The 21,690-nt window shown below is 55.8% G+C and carries 16 protein-coding genes; 14 read left to right on the top strand and 2 right to left on the bottom strand.

All coding sequences use genetic code 11. The annotated features are described in order from the left end of the window. Positions 1–52 precede the first annotated feature (52 nt). From CD000_RS11920 to CD000_RS11910, 3 genes are all read left to right on the top strand, one after another. Positions 53–1,060, top strand: coding sequence for an ABC transporter substrate-binding protein (locus CD000_RS11920; protein ID WP_011230172.1), 1,008 nt, complete (start codon positions 53–55; stop codon positions 1,058–1,060). A 129-nt stretch (positions 1,061–1,189) separates the two neighbouring features. Next, positions 1,190–2,182 carry an ABC transporter permease gene (locus CD000_RS11915; protein WP_096226285.1) on the top strand — a complete coding sequence of 331 codons (993 nt, stop codon included), beginning with the start codon at positions 1,190–1,192 and terminating at the stop codon, positions 2,180–2,182. Next, positions 2,148–2,945: an ABC transporter ATP-binding protein gene (locus CD000_RS11910; RefSeq protein ID WP_096225745.1), complete on the top strand. Its 798-nt coding sequence runs from the start codon at positions 2,148–2,150 to the stop codon at positions 2,943–2,945. Before CD000_RS11915 ends, CD000_RS11910 begins: the two co-directional genes overlap by 35 nt. A 56-nt stretch (positions 2,946–3,001) precedes the next feature. Here CD000_RS11910 and dat read toward each other — a convergent pair whose 3' ends face one another. Next, on the bottom strand, positions 3,002–3,865 hold the full coding sequence (dat, locus tag CD000_RS11905) for a D-amino-acid transaminase (RefSeq protein WP_096225744.1): 864 nt from the start codon (positions 3,863–3,865) through the stop codon (positions 3,002–3,004). A gap of 187 nt (positions 3,866–4,052) precedes the next feature. Here dat and CD000_RS11900 point away from each other — a divergent pair, with 187 nt between their 5' ends. Together CD000_RS11900 and CD000_RS11895 are read left to right on the top strand one after the other, a co-directional pair. Beyond that, positions 4,053–4,769: an AzlC family ABC transporter permease gene (locus CD000_RS11900; protein ID WP_014195014.1), complete on the top strand. Its 717-nt coding sequence runs from the start codon at positions 4,053–4,055 to the stop codon at positions 4,767–4,769. Continuing rightward, positions 4,762–5,067 (top strand): AzlD domain-containing protein, encoded by a 306-nt coding sequence (locus tag CD000_RS11895; protein WP_011230177.1) that lies wholly within the window; start codon positions 4,762–4,764, stop codon positions 5,065–5,067. The genes CD000_RS11900 and CD000_RS11895 overlap by 8 nt, the downstream gene beginning before the upstream one ends. Positions 5,068–5,369: 302 nt before the next feature. Here CD000_RS11895 and CD000_RS11885 read toward each other — a convergent pair whose 3' ends face one another. Continuing rightward, positions 5,370–5,960 (bottom strand): SCO family protein, encoded by a 591-nt coding sequence (locus CD000_RS11885; protein ID WP_369806566.1) that lies wholly within the window; start codon positions 5,958–5,960, stop codon positions 5,370–5,372. 193 nt (positions 5,961–6,153) lie between these two features. On the opposite strand from CD000_RS11885, the gene aceA reads away from it, so the two are divergent. The 9 genes from aceA (at position 6,154) to CD000_RS11840 (ending at position 21,620) form a co-directional block, all read left to right on the top strand. Continuing rightward, positions 6,154–7,440: an isocitrate lyase gene (gene aceA, locus CD000_RS11880; protein ID WP_096226284.1), complete on the top strand. Its 1,287-nt coding sequence runs from the start codon at positions 6,154–6,156 to the stop codon at positions 7,438–7,440. 129 nt (positions 7,441–7,569) lie between these two features. Continuing rightward, positions 7,570–7,764 (top strand): hypothetical protein, encoded by a 195-nt coding sequence (locus tag CD000_RS11875; RefSeq protein WP_096225742.1) that lies wholly within the window; start codon positions 7,570–7,572, stop codon positions 7,762–7,764. A gap of 127 nt (positions 7,765–7,891) precedes the next feature. Next, complete coding sequence (locus CD000_RS11870) at positions 7,892–8,431, top strand: competence protein ComK (protein ID WP_033011628.1); 540 nt, start codon at positions 7,892–7,894, stop codon at positions 8,429–8,431. Positions 8,432–8,531: 100 nt separating this feature from the next. Then, positions 8,532–9,155 carry a TVP38/TMEM64 family protein gene (locus CD000_RS11865; protein ID WP_033011630.1) on the top strand — a complete coding sequence of 208 codons (624 nt, stop codon included), beginning with the start codon at positions 8,532–8,534 and terminating at the stop codon, positions 9,153–9,155. Next, positions 9,152–9,706, top strand: a complete 555-nt coding sequence (gene lepB / locus CD000_RS11860; RefSeq protein ID WP_096225741.1) for a signal peptidase I — start codon at positions 9,152–9,154, stop codon at positions 9,704–9,706. The genes CD000_RS11865 and lepB overlap by 4 nt, the downstream gene beginning before the upstream one ends. Before the next feature lie 138 nt (positions 9,707–9,844). Further along, complete coding sequence (gene addB, locus CD000_RS11855; protein WP_304441569.1) at positions 9,845–13,351, top strand: helicase-exonuclease AddAB subunit AddB; 3,507 nt, start codon at positions 9,845–9,847, stop codon at positions 13,349–13,351. Next, entirely contained in the window at positions 13,348–17,076 is a 3,729-nt protein-coding gene (addA, locus tag CD000_RS11850; protein WP_096225739.1) for a helicase-exonuclease AddAB subunit AddA, read from the top strand. The genes addB and addA overlap by 4 nt, the downstream gene beginning before the upstream one ends. Positions 17,077–17,094: 18 nt before the next feature. Next, on the top strand, positions 17,095–18,279 hold the full coding sequence (locus CD000_RS11845) for an exonuclease SbcCD subunit D (protein ID WP_033011639.1): 1,185 nt from the start codon (positions 17,095–17,097) through the stop codon (positions 18,277–18,279). Continuing rightward, positions 18,276–21,620, top strand: coding sequence for an AAA family ATPase (locus CD000_RS11840; protein WP_096225738.1), 3,345 nt, complete (start codon positions 18,276–18,278; stop codon positions 21,618–21,620). Before CD000_RS11845 ends, CD000_RS11840 begins: the two co-directional genes overlap by 4 nt. Positions 21,621–21,690 lie beyond the last annotated feature (70 nt).

Raw genomic sequence — 21,690 nt, 5'->3', positions numbered from 1 at the left:
AACACATAAAAGTTTAAAAGGACTAAACTTCTCTACATAGGGGGATGGGATCATGGGCCAATCGATTCGGCGGTTCGCCGCGGTGTGTGCAGCCGGCTTTTTGTTGCTTGGCGGCTGCGGCGGCGCGAAAGAGACGGGAAGCAGCCAGGGAAGCGGCGGGAAGAGCGGGAAAGAAAAGACGTACAAAATCGGCGTGACGCAAATTGTCGAGCATCCATCGCTCGATGCGGCGCGCAAGGGATTCCAGCAGGCGTTAAAAGACAAAGGGCTGTCCGTTGAGTATGACGTGCAAATCGCCCAAGGCGACCAAAGCAACAACCAAACGATCGCCAATAATTTTGTTTCGGACGGCGTCGACTTGATTTTTGCCAATTCAACGCCAAGCGCGCAGGCGGCGCTCAATGCGACAAAAGACATTCCAATCGTGTTCACTTCGGTGACTGACCCAGTCGGCGCACAGCTTGTCCAATCAATGGAAAAACCGGGCGGCAATGTGACGGGAACGACCGATACGCACCCGGAGGCCATTCCGAAAACGGTGCAGTTTATTGACAAATATATCAAAGGCAACCGTGTCGGCATGGTATATAACGCCGGCGAACAAAACTCAGTCGCTCAAATCGAACAGGTGAAAAAGGCGATGCAAGGAACGGACTTGCAAATCGTTCCTGCATCAGTATCGACATCAGCAGAGGTGAAGCAGGCGACCGAGTCGCTCGTCGGCAAAGTCGATTGTCTGTACATCATCACCGACAACACGGTCGTCTCGGCGCTCGAGTCGGTGATCCAGGTGGCGAATGAACACGACATTCCGCTTTTTGTTGGTGAACTGGATTCCGTCAAGCGCGGCGGTTTTGCGGCGTACGGGTTCGACTATTATGACATCGGCTACGAAGCGGGGGAAATGGCGGCGCAAATTTTGCAAGACGGCAAAAAGCCAGCCGATTTGCCGGTGCAATATCCACAAAAATTGAAGCTTGTCATCAACAAAAAAGCAGCGCAAGAAATGGGCATCAAGCTCAATCCGGAATGGGATTCCATTGCGGAATATATTGAATAAGCGGCCGTCCCTCCTTCGATGAAGGAGGGGGGCCAAAAAAGTAGGGAAAAGTGCGTTTTGGCACTCAACGTGTCACATGCGCCTTTGGTGTGTTTCCGAAAAGGTAGGTGAAAAGTTGTGTGGACAGCGATGTTCAGTTCCGTCGAAGCCGGCTTGATTTACGCCGTGATGGCGCTCGGCGTCTATTTATCGTTTCGCATTTTGGATTTTCCCGATCTGACGGTTGACGGCAGCTTCGTCACCGGCGCGTCCGTCGCCGCCGTGCTGATTGTCAATGGAGCCAATCCGTTTGCCGCCTCAGCCGCGGCGCTTTTGGCCGGCTTTGCCGCCGGGGTGTTGACTGGGCTTTTGCATACGAAAGGGAAAATCAATCCACTGTTATCCGGCATTTTAATGATGATCGCTTTGTATTCGGTCAATTTGCGCATTATGGGCAAATCGAACGTTCCGCTGTTGCAGCAGGAAACGGTCATCACAAAAATCACAGCCGCCTGGCGGCAATCCGGATTGGATGAGACGCTCAACAAGCTGTTTTCTTTCACCGGGTTTGCGCCGCGGACGTGGGCGGTGCTCGTTTCGATGGCCGTCGTCGCGCTCGTGGTGAAATGGCTGCTCGATTGGCTGTTGAAAACGGAAGTCGGAATCGCGCTGCGGGCAACTGGAGACAACAAGCCGATGGTGGCGAGCTTTTCCGCCAACACCGATTGGTTGATCGTGTTTGGCCTTGGGCTGTCGAACGCGCTCGTGGCGCTTTCCGGAGCGCTCGTCGCCCAGTATGGCGGATTCAGCGACGTCGGGATGGGAATCGGGATGATCGTCATTGGGCTCGCTTCCGTCATCATCGGGGAGGCGTTGTTTGGCGCCCGTTCGGTCGCACGCGCGACGTGGGCGGTCATCGGCGGCGCCATCGTCTACCGTCTTATTTTGGCGCTCGCTTTGCGCGTCGAGTTTTTGGAGACGGGCGATGTGAAATTGATTACCGCGCTCATTGTCATGCTGGCGCTCGTCGTGCCCAACACGTTGGCGGCGCAAAAAGAACGGCAGCGGAAAAAGCGGAGGGTGCGGCAGTTGGAGAGGGGGGAAACCGTTGCTGGAGCTGAAACGAATTACAAAAGTGTTTAACGAAGGAACGGCTGACGAGAAAATCGCTTTGCGCGGCATTGATCTGACGCTTGCCCCCGGCGATTTCGTCACCGTCATCGGCAGCAACGGCGCCGGCAAGTCTACGCTCATGAACATCATTTCCGGACGGCTGTCTCCTGATACCGGCGAAGTGTGGATCAACGGCTGCGATGTAACCGCGCTCAAGGAGCATGCGCGCGCCCGCTACATCGGCCGCGTCTTTCAAGACCCGATGGCCGGCACCGCCCCGCATATGACGATTGAGGAAAATTTGGCGCTCGCCTACAACCGGACGAAGCGGCGCACGTTAAGTCTTGGCGTCACGAAGCAAAAGCGCGAGTGGTTTCGGGAAACGCTGCGAACGCTTCATTTAGGGCTTGAAGACCGGCTCGCCGCCAAAGTCGGACTTCTTTCCGGCGGGGAGCGGCAGGCGCTTTCCTTGTTGATGGCGACGTTTACAAAACCGGATGTGCTGTTGCTCGATGAACATACCGCCGCCCTTGATCCGGTGCGGGCGGAGTTGGTCACGGAGTTGACGAAGCAAATTGTTGAGCAGCACCGCCTGACGACGCTCATGGTGACGCACAACATGGAGCAGGCGATTCGCCTTGGCAACCGGTTGATCATGATGGATGGCGGGCAAATCATTTTTGCCGCAGAAGGAAAGGAGAAAGAGGAGCTGACGGTCGAGCGGCTGCTTGAGGCATTCCAACGCATCCGCGGCAGCCAGTTTGCGAGCGACCGCGCCGTGCTCAGCTCATAAACGAAATGAGGTGTCCTTCTTTGGCTAGGGGACACCTCTTCTGTTCGGCCGGCCGGTCAGATATTTTGGGTTTCTCGCTGCGTCGCTTGTCGGTAGGAGGCTTGCAGCGCCTTCGTCACTGCCCCTGGCGCGCCGCTTCGGATCACCGTTTCGTCGACTTGAATAATCGGGATAATCGCTGACGTCGTGCTCGTTAAAAACAGTTCGTCCGCCTCCGCAAGGTCGTTGGTGGAAAACGCTTCTTCGACAAATGGAATGCCAAGCTCAGCGCAAAACTGTTTCACTTTCGTGCGGACGATGCCGTTTAAAATCCGTGCGGTGGCCGGATGGGTGTACACCGTTTCATTTTTGACAAGGAAAATGTTTGACGAGCTGCCTTCGGTTACGACGCCGTCGCGATGCAAAATCGCTTCAAACGCTCCGCGCTCAACCGCTTCTTGTTTAGCCAATACGTTGGGCAATAAGTTCAAGCTTTTAATGTAACAGTATTCCCAGCGGACATCTTTCGTCAAAATCGTGCGCACCCCATGTGTCATTTCCTCGGTTTTCCGCGCCATCGGCTGGATGTAGGCGTACAAGTTCGGCCGGTTTTCCGCCGGAAACGCATGGTTGCGCGGGAAGCTGCCGCGCGTCATTTGCAAATACAAAATCGCATCTTCCTGCACATCGTTGAGGCGGCGAAGCTCCTCAAGCTGTTCGATGAGCTCTTCGCAGCCAAACGGAACGGATAGGCGAATGGCGGCCGCTGAACGGTACAGCCGGTCAAGATGCTCGCGAAGCCAAACGTATATCCCGTTATATAAGCGGACGACTTCGTAGACGCCATCACCGAATTGCAAGCCGCGCTCTTCCATCGGGTACGTGACTTGTTCATAACGGAAAATGCCGCGGTCGGTTAATACATACGGTTTCACTGACATGGACGTGCACTCCTTTTCTGTTGCCATCAATCATGAATCAGTTTGATTATATCATAGATTGGCCTCTTTCTGCGTTTGTCTCGTGTTTGGCGTGAGCGGAAACAATGAATGGACGTTCGGGTTGCGAAACGAAAGGAATTTTTAGACAATAAAGTTATCAATCTAGTCAAATGGAGGGGATAAATGGATGGAAACGACATGGGCAGCCGGCAAGATGGCGCCGTTTCGCCAAGGGGTGCAAGCAGGAGTAGCGATCGCCATCGGCTATATGCCGATCGCGCTGGCGTTTGGGCTGCTCGCCAAAACAACCGGACTGACGTTCGCCGAGACTGTGCTCATGAGCATCGTCGTCTTCGCCGGCGCCTCGCAATATATCGCGTTAAGTCTGCTTACCGCTGGCACTGGGGTGTTTGAAATCGTGTTGACGACATTCATATTAAACATTCGCCATTTTTTAATGTCGGCGTCCCTTAATGAAAAGGCTGAGCCGGACGCGCTTTGGAAAAAAGCGTTGTACGCCTTTGGCATTACAGATGAAACGTTTTCGGTGGCGGCGATGAAAGAAGGAACGATCAACGCCTCGTATATGTTTGGGCTCATTGCCATGGCGTATGGCAGTTGGGTCGTCAACTCGGGCATTGGTTATGCCGCTGGGGCCGGTTTGCCGGAAAGTTTGCAAGAAAGTATGTCCATTGCCTTGTATGCCATGTTTATCGGCCTGCTCGTTCCAGCGTTGAAAAAGCAGCGGAAAATCGTCTGGCTGGCGGGGCTGTCGGCTTTATTCAACTCGATCGGCACGTTTGCTCTTCACTTGTCGAAAGGCTGGTCGATCGTTTTGGCTACATTGTTGTCGGCCATCATCGTTCAATGGCTGACGAAGGAAGGGGGAAACGGCGGTGAATAGCACAATCGTATGGATGATCATCGGCATGGGGGTCGTGACGTATTTGCCGCGCCTGTTGCCGTTTGTGTTGCTCGGCGGCGTCGAGCTGCCGTCGTTTTGGCAAGGAGTGCTGAAAAATGTGCCGTATGCGGTGCTCGGGGCGCTCATTATTCCTGACGTTTTTTTCATCCAAGATGATTTTTGGTTCGGTGTCATCGGTTTTGCGGCGGCCGTCATCACAGCTTGGCTTGGGGCCAACGTCATGATCGTCGTGCTTGCGGCGGTTGCAGCGCTCAGCCTGTATTCGTTATTTGTTTAACTTCCCTCCGAAAGAAGTCTCCTACTTCTAAACGTGAAGGTGCGCCAGCACCAGTGAAAGTGGGAGATGAATTTCGGTTGGCGTTAGCCAACGAATAGGATAGAATATGGTTAGAACGGACACCTTCGGAACGAAGGGAAGCGTAAAGGGTTCTTGTGTGTGGCTTACCGTTCAGCGAACACACACAAGTCGCTTGAAGCCCCCACCTCTAAGCGAAGCGTAGGTGGTGGGTAGTTCACAAAGGGAAGCGGACATCGCTTCCTCTTTTCCTTTTGCGACAGGTATGCAAACTTGCTGCATGGTTATGACAATTCCTCCATAATCGCCTCGTATACCTCATCGACATGAAATCGAGATGTCCCCATGCCGATTTGTTTGACGACACGACCGTTGCGGCCAAGCAAGTAGGCGAGCGTCGTGTGTACGATCATGCCGTTGCCCGGGTCGCGGTATTGAAAGTGGAAGGCGTCCGCTACTTTTTTCGTGTCCGCTTCACTGCCGCGCAAAAACACCCAACCTTGTCCGTCGCTCATGACTCCAAACGCATTGGTATATGTCTGCAGCTTTTCATTCGTATCGCGCGCCGGGTCGATCGTGATCGTGATGAATTCCACCTTGCTTCCAAATACCCCGGCTTGTTTTAGGCGATCGCGCAGTTTTGCCATTTGCGCTGTCGTATTCGGACAAACATCCGGACAGTTTGTATAAATAAACTCGACAAGCCTCACTTTCGGCGGAAGGTCGCCAAACTCGTATGATTTTCCCCATGCTGTTTCCATCGTCACATCATTTGGAAGCCGCATCGTTGATGGCTGGTAGACAGCAAAGTACAGGATGCCGACGCTGATGCCGATGATGACAAGAGAGACAGCTAACGTATACCATTTTTTCACCATTCATCACTCCTCAATATGATCATATCAAAAAAAATTAGCGAAAAAATCGCGATGTTTATGAACAATATGCGACTATTTTCCTGATTAAAAAAAGTTTCAAAAAAAGGCTTGCACTTTCGTTTTTCTGTTATATAATAAAAATGTAAATAAAAACAATGTAATATAACAAAGAGAGATGGGGGAAGGAAAAATGGCGTCATTTGCTGAACGTGTCCGGCAATTAGAAGAAAGTTGGAAAAATGAGGAGCGCTGGAAAGGGATCGTTCGTCCGTACAGCGCTGAGGATGTCATTAAACTGCGCGGCTCGCTTGACATCGAGTATACGCTCGCTCGACGCGGGGCGGAAAAATTATGGAAGCTGCTTCATACAGAGGATTACGTCGCGGCCCTTGGCGCGCTGACCGGAAATCAGGCGGTGCAGCAAGTGAAAGCAGGCTTGAAGGCGATTTATTTAAGCGGCTGGCAAGTGGCGGCCGACGCCAACCTCGCCGGACAGATGTATCCGGACCAAAGCCTGTATCCGTCCAACAGCGTTCCGCATGTCGTCAAGCGAATCAATCAAGCGTTGCAGCGCGCGGATCAAATTCAATACTTAGAAGGCAGCGGGGACGTGGACTACTTTGTGCCGATCGTCGCTGACGCTGAGGCGGGGTTCGGCGGCCAACTGAACGTCTTTGAGCTCATGAAGGCAATGATTGAAGCCGGAGCGGCTGGCGTCCATTTTGAAGACCAGCTGTCATCGGAGAAAAAATGCGGCCATTTAGGCGGCAAAGTGCTTTTGCCGACGCAAACGGCGATTCGCAACTTGATTGCGGCGCGGTTGGCCGCCGATGTCATGGGGGTTCCGACGGTGCTCATCGCACGCACCGACGCGAACGCTGCTGACTTGATCACAAGCGACATCGACCCGCGCGATCAAGAGTTTATCACTGGAGAACGGACACCGGAAGGCTTCTATCGCACAAGAGCCGGTTTGGATCAAGCGATCGCCCGCGGGCTTGCCTATGCGCCGTATGCCGACCTCATTTGGTGTGAGACGAGCGAGCCGAATTTGGATGAGGCGCGCCGGTTTGCCGAAGCGATTCATGAAAAATTCCCAGGCAAGCTGCTGGCGTACAACTGCTCGCCGTCGTTCAACTGGAAGAAAAAATTGGACGACGAAACGATCGCCAAATTCCAGCAAGAGCTCGGCAAAATGGGATACAAGTTCCAATTTGTCACTTTGGCTGGCTTCCATGCGCTCAATTACAGCATGTTCGAACTGGCGCGCGGCTACAAAGAACGCGGCATGGCGGCGTACGCCGAGCTGCAGCAAGCGGAATTTGCCGCCGAGAAGTACGGATACACGGCGACGCGCCATCAGCGCGAAGTCGGCACGGGCTATTTCGACGAAGTCGCCCAAGTGATCTCCGGCGGCCAATCGTCAACAGTCGCTTTGAAAGGATCGACCGAAGAAGAACAGTTTACAGCCATCTAATGCCGATCACCAGCGAAGAGACGCCCGGCTTGGCCGGGCGTTTTTTGTTTGAGACGAAGAGCCTCCTTGCTTCCATCGCATAATAAGGAAAAAAATGACGCATCCTATGGAGTACAAGGAGGCGATGTAATGGAAAAGAATCAAGGCGATCTGCCGGAGCTGATGCCTGCCGAGTTTCGAGTCAGTACGGATCTTCATGTTGAGCAATGGTCGATGAATGAAGAGACGTATGCTGGCGACTCGGTCGGCGAACATACGGCGCTCGAGCAAGCGAACGAGTATTTAGCAATGAAAGAAATCAGCCAGACGTTTGAAAACTCCTGACAATGCCCATGACGATCGTCATGGGATTTTTTGTGCAAAAAACCCGCTAACTTTTTTCAAAATATAGAAAAATATAACTATTAGTGGTATGATAGGAGTGGTGAGTTCGTTGAGAGGAGATGAGACGATGAAAGTAAATGAATTTATCATCCTAAACCATTTCGTCGTGAGCCGTTATACGATGGCGATTCTCCCTTATTTGTTGAACAATGACCTGTATGCAAAGGTCGTCGAGGAAGATGGCGAGTACATTGTCAAACAAACGCCCCTCGACATTATTAGACATAGCTGCGATTATTATGGCTGCAGCTTTCAAGGCAGAAAAGAGGGAACAAAGGCCGTGATCGGCATCACCCACAAAGCGCCGATCGCCATTGAACCGTCCAACGAAATTTACTTCTTTCCCACCGCTTCCCCGAAAGATTCCTGCTGTGTTTGGCTGTCGCATATGCATGTCTATCGGTATGAGCCTGCGAAATATGAGCGGACGGTTGTATACTTCCGCAACGGGAAAAGCGTTGTCCTCGATGTGTCCTGCAAATCTTTCATCAACCAATTGCACCGAACAGCCCAGCTGCGGACGAAACTGTCGGAGCGAATGGAGGCGAGAGAGCGCAAACTGCAATACATATATCGCATGCAGCAAGAAAAGCATGTGACGGAATAACCGCCATGATAAAAAATGGGTTTTCACAAGCAAAAGTTCAAATTGCGCGGCCGAGCGTGTAAAATAAAAATATAAACGGCATTTGAATGGAGAAAGAACGATGAATATGGAAACTTTGAAACAATGGCTCACGCTCGACCACGTGCTTTCCTTGCTCGACCATTACCGTTCCTTCGGCATATTTCCCGGCATTGCGGCGACGCTGCTCGAGTCGTTTTTTCCGATTTTGCCGATGGTTGTGTTTGTGATGGCGAACGCAGCGGCATTCGGGTTGTGGAAAGGGTTTTTCATTTCTTGGATTGGCGCTTCGCTCGGCTCGCTCATCGTCTTTTGGCTGACGCGGAAGATCGGCCAGCAGCGTTTCTTTCATTTTGTCCGCCGCCATCCAAAAGTGCGCCAGTTTATGCACTGGATTGAACGGCACGGATTCGGGCCGCTGTTTTTGCTGTATTGCTTTCCTTTCACCCCGTCGGCGCTTGTCAATATCGTTGCCGGTCTGTCACGCATCAGCCGCCAGCAGTTTGTATTAGCGGTCTTGCTTGGAAAGATGATCATGATTTTTACGATCAGCTTTATCGGGTATGACTTGGTGGCGCTTGTCCGCCAGCCGTTGCGTACGGCGGCGATCGCTGTTGTTGTGCTGCTGCTTTGGTATGCGGGAAAACGAGTAGAGGCGAGATTTTCGTTGACGGAAAAACAACGCAGCGAGGAGGACGGGGAGTGACCAAACGGAAACAAGGAAAGAAGCGGGGACGCCGCTGGCCATGGCTCGCCGCTGTCGGGTTTGTCGCCATGCTCCGTTTTTTCGTTTTCAGCAATTATATGGTGGAAGGAAAGTCAATGATGCCGACGCTGCAAAGCGGCAATTTGTTGATCGTCAATAAGCTTTCCTACGACATCGGGCCTATTCGCCGGTTCGACATTATCGTTTTTCACGCCAACAAAAAGGAAGATTACGTCAAGCGGGTTATCGGCCTGCCTGGCGATCGGATCGCGTACAAAAATGACATCTTGTATGTCAACGGAAAAAAAGTTGACGAACCGTATTTGCGCCCGTATAAACAAAAGCTGCTTGACGGCAGGCTGACCGGGGATTTTACACTTGAGGAGGTGACCGGGAAAACACGGGTGCCTCCCGGCTGCATTTTCGTTCTTGGCGACAACCGGCTTAGCAGCTGGGACAGCCGCCATTTCGGCTTCGTCAAAATCAGTCAAGTGGTCGGCAAGGTAGACCTCCGCTATTGGCCGTTTCGGGAGATTGCTTTCCATTTTTGAGAAAATGGCGCATCGAGGTGCGGCGGCGGTTTTGCCTAAGGGAGCGGTTGCTTTCAAGGAAGGCAGTTTTTTCTTTACCAAATACGAACATATGTGCTAAAATGGAAGAGATAAAGGAAACGAATGGTGGTGATCGCCGTGTCGCTTCGCTTTTTGCTTGGACGATCGGGAAGCGGGAAGACGGCTATGTGTCTTGCGGAAATCCGCCGCAAGCTGCAGGAAGATCCGAGAGGAAAGACGATTGTTTACCTCGTTCCGGAGCAGATGACGTTTCAATGTGAATACGCCTTAATCCATACCGAGGGAGCAGGAGGAATGATCCGCGCCCAAGTGTTCAGCTTCCCCCGCCTCGCCTGGCGCGTCTTGCAGGAGACGGGAGGCATGAACCGCTACCACGTCCACGATGTCGGCGTGCAAATGATGATTCGCAAAATTATTGAACAGCGGAAACAGGAGCTTAGACTGTTTGGCCGTGCGGCGGACAAAAGCGGTTTTGTCGAGCAGCTGCATGAGATGATCGCCGAATGCAAGCGGTATTGCTTAACGCCGGACGAGCTTCGCCGCCGTGTCGAGGAGCTGGAAAGCGGGCCGAGCCGGCCGGGACGGCGCCTGCTGGCCGATAAGCTCAGCGATGTCGCGCTCGTTTATGCAGAGCTCGAGCGGAGCTTAAGCGGCCATTACCTCGATTCGGAAGATTATTTGCGCCTGCTCGCCGAACAAATCCCCCGCTCCTGCTATTTGCGCGATGCCGATGTTTATATCGACGGATTCCATCATTTTGCCCCGCAAGAATACATAGTGATTGAGCAGCTTCTTCGTCATTGCCGGCGGGTCACCGTTTGCCTGACGGTCGACCGCCCGTATGATGGTGCGATGCCGGACGAGCTCGACTTGTTTTATCTGCCGGCGCAGACGTACCGCCAGTTGCGCGAGCTTGCCTTGGCCAACGATGTTTTGCTTGAAGAGCCGGTCGTGCTCGCGGAAAACCGACGTCATCAAAGAGGGGCGCTCGCCCATCTCGAGGCGCAGTTTCATCGCCGCCCGCTGCCGCCTTACGAAGCGGAAGACGGTGCGGTCTGCCTTTATGAGGCGGCCAACCGCCGCGCAGAACTGGAAGCGGTCGCCCGGGAAATCATCCGCCTTGTCCGCGACGAAGGGGCGCGCTATCGCGACATCGCGCTCGTCATCCGCCAAACGGAGGCGTACCGCGACCTTGTGAAGACGGTGTTTTTTGATTTTGGCATCCCGTATTTTATGGATGAAAAAGAGCCGATGCACCATCATCCGCTCATTGAACTTGTGCGCGCTGCTTTGGAAACTATTTCCACAAACTGGCGGTATGAGGCGGTGTTTCGCGCTGTGAAGACGGATTTGCTCTTTCCGTTGGACGGTGACTTGGTCATGTGGCGCGAGGCAGCCGACAAACTCGAAAACTATGTTCTTGCTTATGGGATGAAGGGGGACAAATGGACGAGCGGCGAGCGCTGGCCGTATCGGCGCTACCGGGCGCTTGACGGATTGAATGTGCCGCAGACGGATGAAGAACGGCAATTTGAGGACAAGTTGAACGAATGGCGGGAGACGCTGGCCGCCCCGCTCCGCCGCCTTGAGCGCCGTTTGCGCCGGGCTAAGGACGGGCGCGGGTATTGCACGGCGCTATATCTCTTGTTAGAAGAATTGCAGATTCCGAAAAAGCTGGAACAAATGAGCGCGCAGGCGGAAGCGGAAGGCCGCCTCGTGGAAGCGCGCCAGCATGAGCAGGTGTGGAACGCGGTCATCGATTTGCTTGACCAATACGTTGAAATGCTCGGAGCGGAACCGTTGTCGTTAGCCGAATTTGCCAAAATTATCGAGGCCGGGCTTGACCGGCTTGAGTTCTCCCTTGTGCCGCCGGCCATCGATCAAGTGATCGTCGCCCAGCTCGACCGTTCGCGCCTCATCGGCGTGAAGTATGCGTTTGTCATTGGCGCCAACGATGGCGTCATTCCGGCCAGGGCGAAAGAGGATGGGCTTATGGCGGAAATCGAACGGGAGCAGCTGCGCGAACTCGGTGTGGCGCTTGCGCCGGGGAGCCGGGAACAGCTGTTTTACGATCCGTTTTTTATCTACCTGGCGCTTGCCTGTCCAAGCGAACGGCTGTATGTTACATACCCGCTGGCCGATGGCGAAGGGAAAGCGCTCATGCCATCGCCGCTGATTAAACAATTGTCGGAGCTGTTCCCGAAGGTGAAGGTGCGCTTGTGCGGCAACGATCCGTTCGATGCCCCGGAAGAGAAGGCGGAGGCGTTTGTGACAGCGCCGCAGGCGACACAAACGTATTTGGTCAGCCAGCTGCGCGCATGGAAGCGAAACTATGGCATCGATCCGCTTTGGTGGGATGTGTACAACGTGTTCATCGCCCGCCCGGAGTGGAACGAGAGGGTGCAAAAGGCGGTGTCGGCGCTGTTTTATACAAACAAAGCTGCGCCGTTGAAAAAACAATGGAGCCGGCGGTTGTACGGAAAAAAAATTCAGGCGAGCGTCTCGCGCATGGAGCAGTTTCAAAAATGCCCGTACGCCCATTTTATTTCACACGGGTTGCGCTTGAAGGAGCGAAGCATTTTCCGCCTCGAGGCGCCGGATGTCGGCCAGTTGTTCCATGCGGCCATTAAACAAATCGCCGACCGGCTGCGCGAACAGCACGTTGATTGGCGCGAACTGTCCCAACCGGATTGCGAGCGTCTGTCGGATGAAGCGGTCGAACGGCTTGCCCCCCTCATTCAACAGCAAGTGCTGTCCAGCTCGTCTCGCTATGAATATATGAAACGGAAATTAAAACACGTTGTCGCCCGCACGACCCACGTGTTGAGCGAGCATGCGCGGGCGAGCGGCTTTGTTCCGATCGGGCTCGAGCTGGCGTTTGGACCGGGCGGCGACTTGCCGCCGCTTCGCTTTCAACTTCGCGACGGGACGGTTATGGAGCTTGTCGGGCGAATCGACCGCGTTGACAAGGCAGAAAGCAGCGAAGGAGTATTTCTTCGCATCATCGATTACAAATCGAGCGCCAAAACGCTTGATTTGACGGAAGTGTATTACGGTTTGGCGTTGCAAATGCTTACCTATTTGGACATTGTGCTCACGTATGCTGAGCAACTTGTCAAACAGCCGGCGCTGCCGGCCGGGGTGCTCTATTTCCATGTCCATAATCCGATTGTGAAGGCGAAGCAGTGGCTTGACGATGAAGCGGAGATGGCGAAACAACTTCTTGAGCCGTTTCGGATGCGCGGTCTGCTGCTTGCCGATGTGGAGGCAATCCGGCTGATGGACAGTCAATTGGAAAAAGGGCAGCGGTCGCTGATTGTGCCGGTCAGGCTGACGAGCAGCGGGGCGATTCATTCGCAGTCTTCGGTCGCGAGCGCTTCTGATTTTGATGCGCTTCGCCAGCACGTCCGCCGTCTGTTTGCCGATATTGGCGGACAAATCGCTGACGGCATTGTATCGATTGCCCCGTACAAGCTGAAAAGCAAAACAGCGTGCGACTTTTGCGCCTTTAAGTCCATATGCCAATTTGACGAGGCGCTGTCCGGCAACGAATTCCGAAAGCTTGCCCCACAGACGGGGGAAGACGTGATGAAGAATATAACGAAAGGGAGGGGAGAATCTTGAGCGTTGCGTTTCGCCCGAAGCCGGCCGGAAGCCGGTGGACGGATGAACAGTGGAAAGCCATCGTGGCCGGCGGCCGGGACGTTCTCGTCGCTGCGGCGGCCGGGTCTGGAAAAACGGCCGTTCTTGTTGAGCGAATCATCCAAAAAGTAACGGCGGAAGACGAGGCGACCGATATTGACCGCCTTCTTGTCGTCACGTTTACGAACGCTGCGGCGGCTGAGATGAAAGCAAGGATCGGCGAGGCGCTCGAGCGCGAACTCGCCAAGCGGCCGCATTCGCTCCATTTGCGGCGCCAGCTCAGCCTGCTCAACCGCGCCTCGATTTCGACGCTCCATTCGTTTTGCTTAGATGTCATCCGCAAATATTATTATTTGCTCGATCTGGATCCGTCGTTTCGCATCGCTGATGAGACAGAAATCGAACTGCTGAAAGAGGACGTCCTTGAGGAGCTGCTTGAGGAGGAATATGGAAAGGCGGATAACGAGCGCTTTTTTGCCGTCATTGATGCTTACACCGGAGACCGGAGCGATGCCGAGCTGCAAGACATGATTTTCGCGTTGCATGACTTCTCCCGCTCCCACCCCGCGCCCGATGAATGGCTGAAAGGCCTTGTATCCATGTATGAGGTCGATGAACAGACGCCGCCCGAGTCGCTTTTGCCATCGCGCTATATCAACCAACATGCGGCGATGGAGCTGGCAGCGGCCAAACGGCTCATCGAAAGGGCGTTGCGTCTTGCGCAGGAACCGGGCGGGCCGCGGCCGTATGAGAAACGGCTGCGCGAGGATGCCGCCGTTGTCGCTGAACTTGAAAGATGGCGGTCGCAATCGTGGGAAGGACTGTATCGTGCTTTGCAGTCGCTGGCGTTCGGCCGGCTTCCGGGCTGTCGCGGCGATGGCTATGACAAGTGGCTCGTCGATGAGGCGAAATCGCTTCGCGACCAGGCGAAGAAGAAACTGGAAGCGCTGCGCGACAACATATTTTCGCTGCCCCCGTCTGTCTGGATCCGCCATATGCGGGAGATGAAGCCGGCGGTTGAGACGATCGTTGCGCTTGTCCGCCGTTTTTCCGCTAGGTTTCAAGCCGTGAAACGTGAAAAAGGGATCGTCGACTTTTCTGATTTGGAACATTATTGTCTGCATGTTTTGCGGCAGCGCGACCCGAAAACGGGCGAATGGCAGCCATCGGCGGCCGCTTTGGAGTACCAAGCGCAGTTTGATGAAGTGCTTGTCGATGAGTATCAAGATACGAACCTTGTGCAAGAAGCGATTTTGCAGCTCGTCAAAAAAGGAAGCGAGCGGACTGGCAACTTATTTATGGTCGGCGATGTCAAGCAGTCGATTTATCGTTTTCGCCTCGCCGAGCCGATGCTGTTTTTGGACAAATACAAACGGTTTGCCGCTGATGGGGCCGCAGGGGGAATGAGAATTGATTTGGCGCGCAATTTCCGTAGCCGCGCCGAGGTGCTGGACGGCACGAACTTCCTTTTTGCACAAATCATGGGGGAAACCGTTGGGGAGATGGCGTACGATGAAGCAGCCCAGCTTAAGTATGGCGCCGATTATCCGGATGGGGCGGATACTGTTCCGGAAGTGATGATCATCAACCGGCAGCGCGCGGCGGAAGAAGAGGACGAAGAGGCAGCGGAGCTTGAGGGCTCCGAGCTGGAGGCGCGCCTAATGGCCGAGAAAATCAAAGAAATCGTGTCGCGGCCATTTTATGTGCATGACCGCTCAAGCGGGCAACCGCGGCGTGCCATGTACCGAGACATCGTTGTGCTCGTCCGTTCGATGACGAACGCCCCGCAAATGATCGAGCAGCTGCAGGCGCACGGCATTCCGGCGGCTGCCGATTTATCGTCCGGCTACTTTCAGGCGACGGAAGTTTCGGTGATGCTGTCGCTTCTGAAAGTCATTGACAACCCGCACCAAGACATTCCGCTCGCCGCTGTGCTCCGCTCGCCGCTGTTTCGCTTTGATGAAAACGAGCTGGCCATGATCCGCCTCGCCGATCCAAAAGGAACGTTTTATGAGGCGCTTCAGTTGTTCCGGCAAAAGCCGGCGGAAACGGATGAGGAGGAGGCCGCCAAGAAAAAAGCGGCCGCGTTTTTGGAGCAGCTCGGGCGCTGGCGCACGATGGCCCGCCGCCGCTCGTTGGCCGACCTCATCTGGCAGCTGTATCGCGATACACAATTTTACGATTTTGTCGGCGCGCTGCCGGGTGGAAAGCAACGGCAGGCCAATTTGCGCGCCTTGTATGATCGCGCCCGCCAATACGAATCGACGGCCTTTCGCGGGCTGTTCCGCTTTCTCCGCTTTATTGAGCGGCTGCAGGAGCGCGGCGATGATTTAGGAGCAGCCCGGCCGCTTGGTGAGCAGGAAGATGTCGTGCGGGTGATGACGATCCATAGCAGCAAAGGGCTCGAGTTTCCGGTCGTCTTTCTGGCCGGACTCGCCCGCCCGTTTTATACGCGGGATTTGCATCATCCGTACTTGTTGGATAAAGAGCTCGGCTTTGGCGCCCGTTTTGTCCACCCACAGCTGCGCATCAGCTATCCAACGCTGCCATTGCTGGCGATCCAAGTGAAAAAGCGGCTTGAGCTGCTCGCCGAGGAAATGCGCATTTTGTACGTTGCGCTGACAAGAGCGAAAGAGAAGCTTTATTTGCTCGCCGCGGTCAACGATGCCGATAAGGAGATCGAAAAATGGAAAGGCGTTGCGGGAGAACGCGAATGGCTGCTTCCCGACGATGTGCGGGCATCGGCCCGTTCCTATTTAGACTGGATCGGCCGGGCGCTCATTCGCCACCGCGACGGGTGCATTTTAGCGGGAGAGAAGGCGCCGGATGAAATCGCCTCCCATCCGTCCGTATGGCGCATTGCCATTGTGCCCGCGGCCGAGCTGCGCAGCGGCGAGGCGGCTGCCGACCAGGCGGACGAGAGCGTGCTCGCTGCGCTTGAACATGGCCGCCCGGTTCCGGCTGGCGGCGGCTGGAAAGAGGAAGCAGAGCGGCGTTTGTTATGGCGGTATCGCTATGAAAAAGGGACGATTGTGCGCGCCAAACAGTCGGTGTCGGAGCTGAAAGAGCAACGGGTGCTGTTTGGCGAGCTGGCGAGTGAATGGCCGCTGCGCCAAGGAACAGCGCCGATTTTCTCGCGGCCGCGCTTTATGCAGGAAAAAACGTTGACGCCGATGGAAAAAGGAACCGCGCTTCATATCGTCATGCGCCATCTCGACTTGCGTGCGCCGGTCAGTGAAGCGTCCATCCGTGAGCAAATGGGTCGGCTCATCGAAAAAGAGCTGTTGTCGGCCGAGCAAGCCGAAGCGGTCGATGCGGCCGCGATCGCCGCCTTTTTCGCTACGGATATCGGCCGCCGCCTTTGCGCCGCCCGCGAGGTGCACCGGGAAGTGCCATTCAGTCTAGGGCTTCCGGCTTCCCATCTTTACGGGCATGACGGGATGGAAGACGACCGCCGGGTGCTTGTCCAAGGGGTGATTGACTGTGTGTTTGCGGATGAGCGCGGTTATGTGATGATCGACTATAAAACGGATGAGGTGACCGGCCGTTTTGCCGGCCAGAAAGAGGAGGCCGCCCGCTTTTTGCTCGGCCGCTACGGAACGCAAATGCGCCTGTATCGGCAAGCGATTGAGCAAATTTGGCGCATGCCGGTAGCGGAGTGCTATTTGTATTCGTTTGACGGCCAATACATTATCGCGGTGGAATGACGCGGAGGGGGAAAGACGATGCGCATTTTGCATACGGCAGACTGGCATCTCGGGCGGACGCTTGAAGGCCGAAGCCGGTTGGCGGAGCAAGAGGCGTTTATCGACGAACTTGTCGAGATTGTAGCAAAAGAACAAATCGATGTCGTCTTGATGGCTGGCGATGTGTTCGATTCCGTCAATCCGCCGGCGGCGGCGGAGCAGCTGTTTTACGAGAGTTTGGCCCGACTGTCCGATAAAGGCCGGCGTCCGGTTGCGGTCATCAGCGGCAACCATGACCATCCGGACCGCATCAGCGCCGCCCGGCCGCTGCTTTCCGACTACAACATTTTCCTTTTTGGCCGCCCACAGGCGGAAGTTTGCCGAATTGACGTTCCGTCGTGCGGCGAGGCGATGATGCTTGCGCCGTTGGCGTACCCGTCTGAATCGCGGCTCGCTGAGCTATTGTCATCCGACCATAAGGAAACCGCGCTTCGCGATCGGTACGACGACCGCATCCGGGCGTTGTTCGCTGCGATGGCCGCCTCATTTGCCGATGAAACTGTCAATGTTGTGATGAGCCATCTATACGTGGCTGGCGGCCATACGTCCGATTCCGAGCGGCCGATTGAGGTGGGCGGCGCCTATACGGTGGCGGCTGCCAGTTTGCCCGGGGCGGCGCAATACGTGGCGCTCGGTCATTTGCACCGCCCGCAGGACGTCAGACGGGCGGAGACGGCGGCGCGCTACGCCGGTTCACCGCTTGCTTACAGCTTTTCCGAAGCTGGGCACACCAAGTCGGTGACGGTTGTCGACGTCCAGCCGGGCGGAAAGGCCAACGTGACGGAGATTCCGCTTGTTTCCGGCAAACCGCTTGTCCGTTGGAAGGCGACGGACGGACTTGCCCAAGTGTATCGTTGGTGCGAGGAAGGAAGAGACCGGTCGTGCTGGATCGATTTAGAGGTCCATGTAAACGAGCCGTTAACAATGGAAGAGATTCAACGGCTGCGCAAGCTTCATCAAGGGTTTATCCATATCCGCCCGGTGTTTCCGGAACGGGAGCGGGAGGCGGCGGCTGAAACAGACCGCAAACCGCTTTCCCTTGTGGAAATGTTCCGGCGTTTTTACGAACGTCAAACCGGCGGACAAACACCGGATGAAGAGCTCGTGCGCCTTTTTTTGGAATTGGCGGCCGATGAGAAGGAAGGGGAAGGAGAAGAGGAATGAAGCCAATTTCCTTGACGATCGCCGGGCTTCATAGCTTTCGTGAAAAACAAACGATCGATTTTACGGCCCTTTGCGACGGCGGCGTATTCGGCATTTTTGGACCGACCGGAAGCGGCAAATCGACGATTTTGGATGCCATCACGCTCGCGCTGTTCGGAAGTGTCGGACGGGCGGCCAATCGGACACAAGCGATCATCAACCACGCTGAAAAGGAACTGTTCGTTTCCTTTACGTTCGAATTGGAAAATGCCGCTGGGGCAAAACGGTACACGGTGGAACGCAGTTTGAAAAGGGCGGATGAATGGCGGACGCGGAGCGCCGTCTGCCGGTTGATCGAACATCAGGCCGAGCCGGTCGTGCTCGCGGACAAGCTCTCTGATGTAGACAAGGCGGTCGTACAGCTGCTTGGTTTGACTATGGAAGATTTTACCCGCGCTGTCGTTTTGCCGCAAGGGAAGTTTGCCGAGTTTTTATCCCTCAAAGGGGCGGAGCGCCGGCAAATGCTGCAGCGCCTGTTCCATCTTGAACGATACGGTGACGAGTTGAATAAAAAGTTAAAAGAGCGGCTCGCCGCCGCGGAGCAGGAATGGCAAAAAATCGAAGCGGAAAAAGCGGGGCTCGGCGATGCTTCGAAAGCGGCGCTTGAGCAGGCAGAAGCCGAGGAGCGGGAGCTTGCGGCGCTGTTTGCCAAGCGCAAAAAAGAGCTTGAGAAAATCGAGGCAGACGTCGAACGGGCGAAGCAGCTTCGGGCGTGGCAGCAGGAAAAAGAAGCGGTTGAAGCGGAATTATCGGCATTGCGCCGGCGGGAGCCCGAAGTGCGGGCGCTTGAAGCGAAAAAAGGGCGGGCCGAGCAGGCGGAGCGCATTTGGCCGTACTGGGAGCAGTACGAACAGATGCGCCTCCTGCAGGCCGCGGCGCTGCAGCGGCAGGAGGCGGCGTTGCGACAGTTGGAGGCGGCCAAAGCCCACTATGAGGATGCCGTGCGCCGCTATGAGCAGGCGCGGCAGGAAAAAGCGCGGCGCGAGCCGGAGCTGTTGGTGCAAATGGAGCGGCTGCGGCAGGCGGAGCAGCTCGAACGGCAAATGGAAACACTCAAGGCGGAGCTCGCCGCCCTCCATGAGGAGTGGAACCGCTTGGCGGACCGGGAAAAAGCGGTGCAGCGTCAGTTCGAGGAAGCGGAGGCCTGGTACGCGCGCGGCTTGGCGCGCCAACAGGAGCTGAAAGAAGAGTTGCAGCGGCATGCCGCTGCGCTCGCTGGCAAAGACGAAATAGAGCGCGCCTGCGAAGAGAAGCGGCGCATTGAGCAAACGGCGTCCGCTCTCGCCCGCGTCGATGTGCAGCTCCAGCAAAAGGAAGCTGCCTGGCGCCAAGCCGAACGAGAGCGGGCTGAGCGGGAGCGCCGCGCCGCCGCTGCCGGCGCCCGCCTTCATCAACTGTTTCAGCTTGTTGAACAAACGCACCATTCCGTCTGCAGCCGGCAACAAGATATCGAAAAGCGGCTGCATGTTTTGCGGCGACAGATCGAGGCGGAGCAGCAACGAATCGAAGAGGCGCAGACGGCCGAACTGGCAGCGGTTCTGGCTGAGCGGCTCCGTCCCGGTGAACCGTGCCCGGTGTGCGGCTCGCGTGAGCACCCGCATCCGTCCGCCAGGCCGCAGACGGTAGCCTCTGGTCGGTTGTCTGAGCTCGAGCAAGAGCGGCAGCGTTGCGAACAAGATTTGCAGACACTGTTCTCATTCAAGGCGCAGCTTGAGCAGCTTGCCGCGCTGGCGGCCAGCCACGGGACACCCCCTGTTCAGGCGGCTGTCCGCCCGGCAGGCGAAACCGTCGATATGGCCGTTGAAGTCCGGGCGCTCGGGCAGGATGTCATTGAACGAAAGGAAGCGGTTTACCGGGCGTTGTCGCAGTGGAATGAGGCGGAAGCGGCGCGGCGTGAAGCGGAAAACGCCTGCCGATGGGCGGCAGCGGATATCGAAGCGCTGCAAGCGGAGAAACAGCGCCTTGAAGAGGAGAAACAGCAGCTTGAACGGCAGTGGCGCGAGGCGCATCCTTCCTTTTCACTGGAAACGATCTCGGTGGTTTACGAGCAGCTGCGCGAACAAGAGAAAATGTGGCGTGATGTACAAAAACGGCTTGAAGACAGCGTTCCATTTTTAGAAGAAAAACAAAGAGCAAAAGAACAGGCGGCTGAGGAGCGTCGCCGGCTTGAGGCGGAGCGGGTGCGCCTCGAATCGCTTATGAGCGCCAAACAGGAGCTGTGGAAAGAATATGAGCGGCAACGGCGCGAGAAGGCCGGACCTGGCCCGGCAGGTGTGCAGCTTCGGGAAGCGGAAGCCGAATGGCGCCGGCTGCAAAACGGCGAACAGCAGGCGTACGATGAATGGCAGCGCGCCCAACAGCAATACCAGGCGACAGAAAGTGAGGCGAAGGCAGCGAAGCAGGCGTGCGAGGAAGCGGCCCGCCGCGAGGAAGAAGCGCTCGCTCGCTGGCGCCGCGCCTTGGCCGGAACTGTGTTCGCTGATGCTGAAGAAGTGCGAATGTCGAGGGCGGCAAAAGCGCAATGTGATGAATGGGACGAAGCCATCCGCCTTTACTGGCGCCAGGTCGAGCAGGCTGAGCACCGCCGCGCCCAGCTGGCGGCTGTCATCGGCGAAGAAGCGGTGAGCGCTGAACAATGGGAGATGATGCAGCAAGTATACAACGAGTTGAAAGCGCACACCGAGATGATGACCGAGCAGCTTGGCGCGGTGCGCGGAAAAGTGGCGGAGCTGAGAAAAAAACATGTCCGTTTTGTTGAATTGGAGGCGAGGCAGGCAACTCTCGGCCGCCAAATTGAGCGGTACAAACAGCTGCAAACGTTGCTTCGCGGCAATAGTTTTGTCGAATTTATGGCGGAAGAGCAACTCGAACAGGTGACCATCATGGCGTCTGAGCGGCTGCAGCAGTTGACGCGCCATCGCTATGCGCTTGAGCTCGATTCGCAAGGCGGGTTTTTGATTCGCGATGATGCCAACGGGGGGGTGCGGCGGCCGGTGTCGACGCTGTCCGGCGGGGAAACGTTTTTGACATCGCTGTCGTTGGCGCTGGCGCTGTCGGCGCAAATTCAGTTGCGCGGTGAATATCCGCTCCGGTTTTTCTTTTTGGACGAGGGGTTTGGCACATTGGATGCCGAGCTGCTCGATACGGTCGTTTCTGCTTTGGAAAAGTTGCATACGCAGCAGCTGGCTGTCGGCGTCATCAGCCATGTCCAAGAGATTCGCAACCGGCTGCCGCGCCGTCTCATTGTCGAGCCGGCGGAGCCGTCCGGCCCCGGCACGCGCGTCCGGCTTGAATGGATGTAACCTGTCTGTCGGGAGCAGTGCTTGGCGGATGCGTTGCCAGCGGCCGCTGCGCCGGCTGGTTAGTCCGGCC

Source organism: Geobacillus sp. FJAT-46040, from assembly GCF_002335725.1.
Taxonomy (GTDB): Bacteria; Bacillota; Bacilli; order Bacillales; family Anoxybacillaceae; genus Geobacillus; species Geobacillus thermoleovorans.
This window is presented reverse-complemented; position numbering and strand designations above follow the sequence as displayed.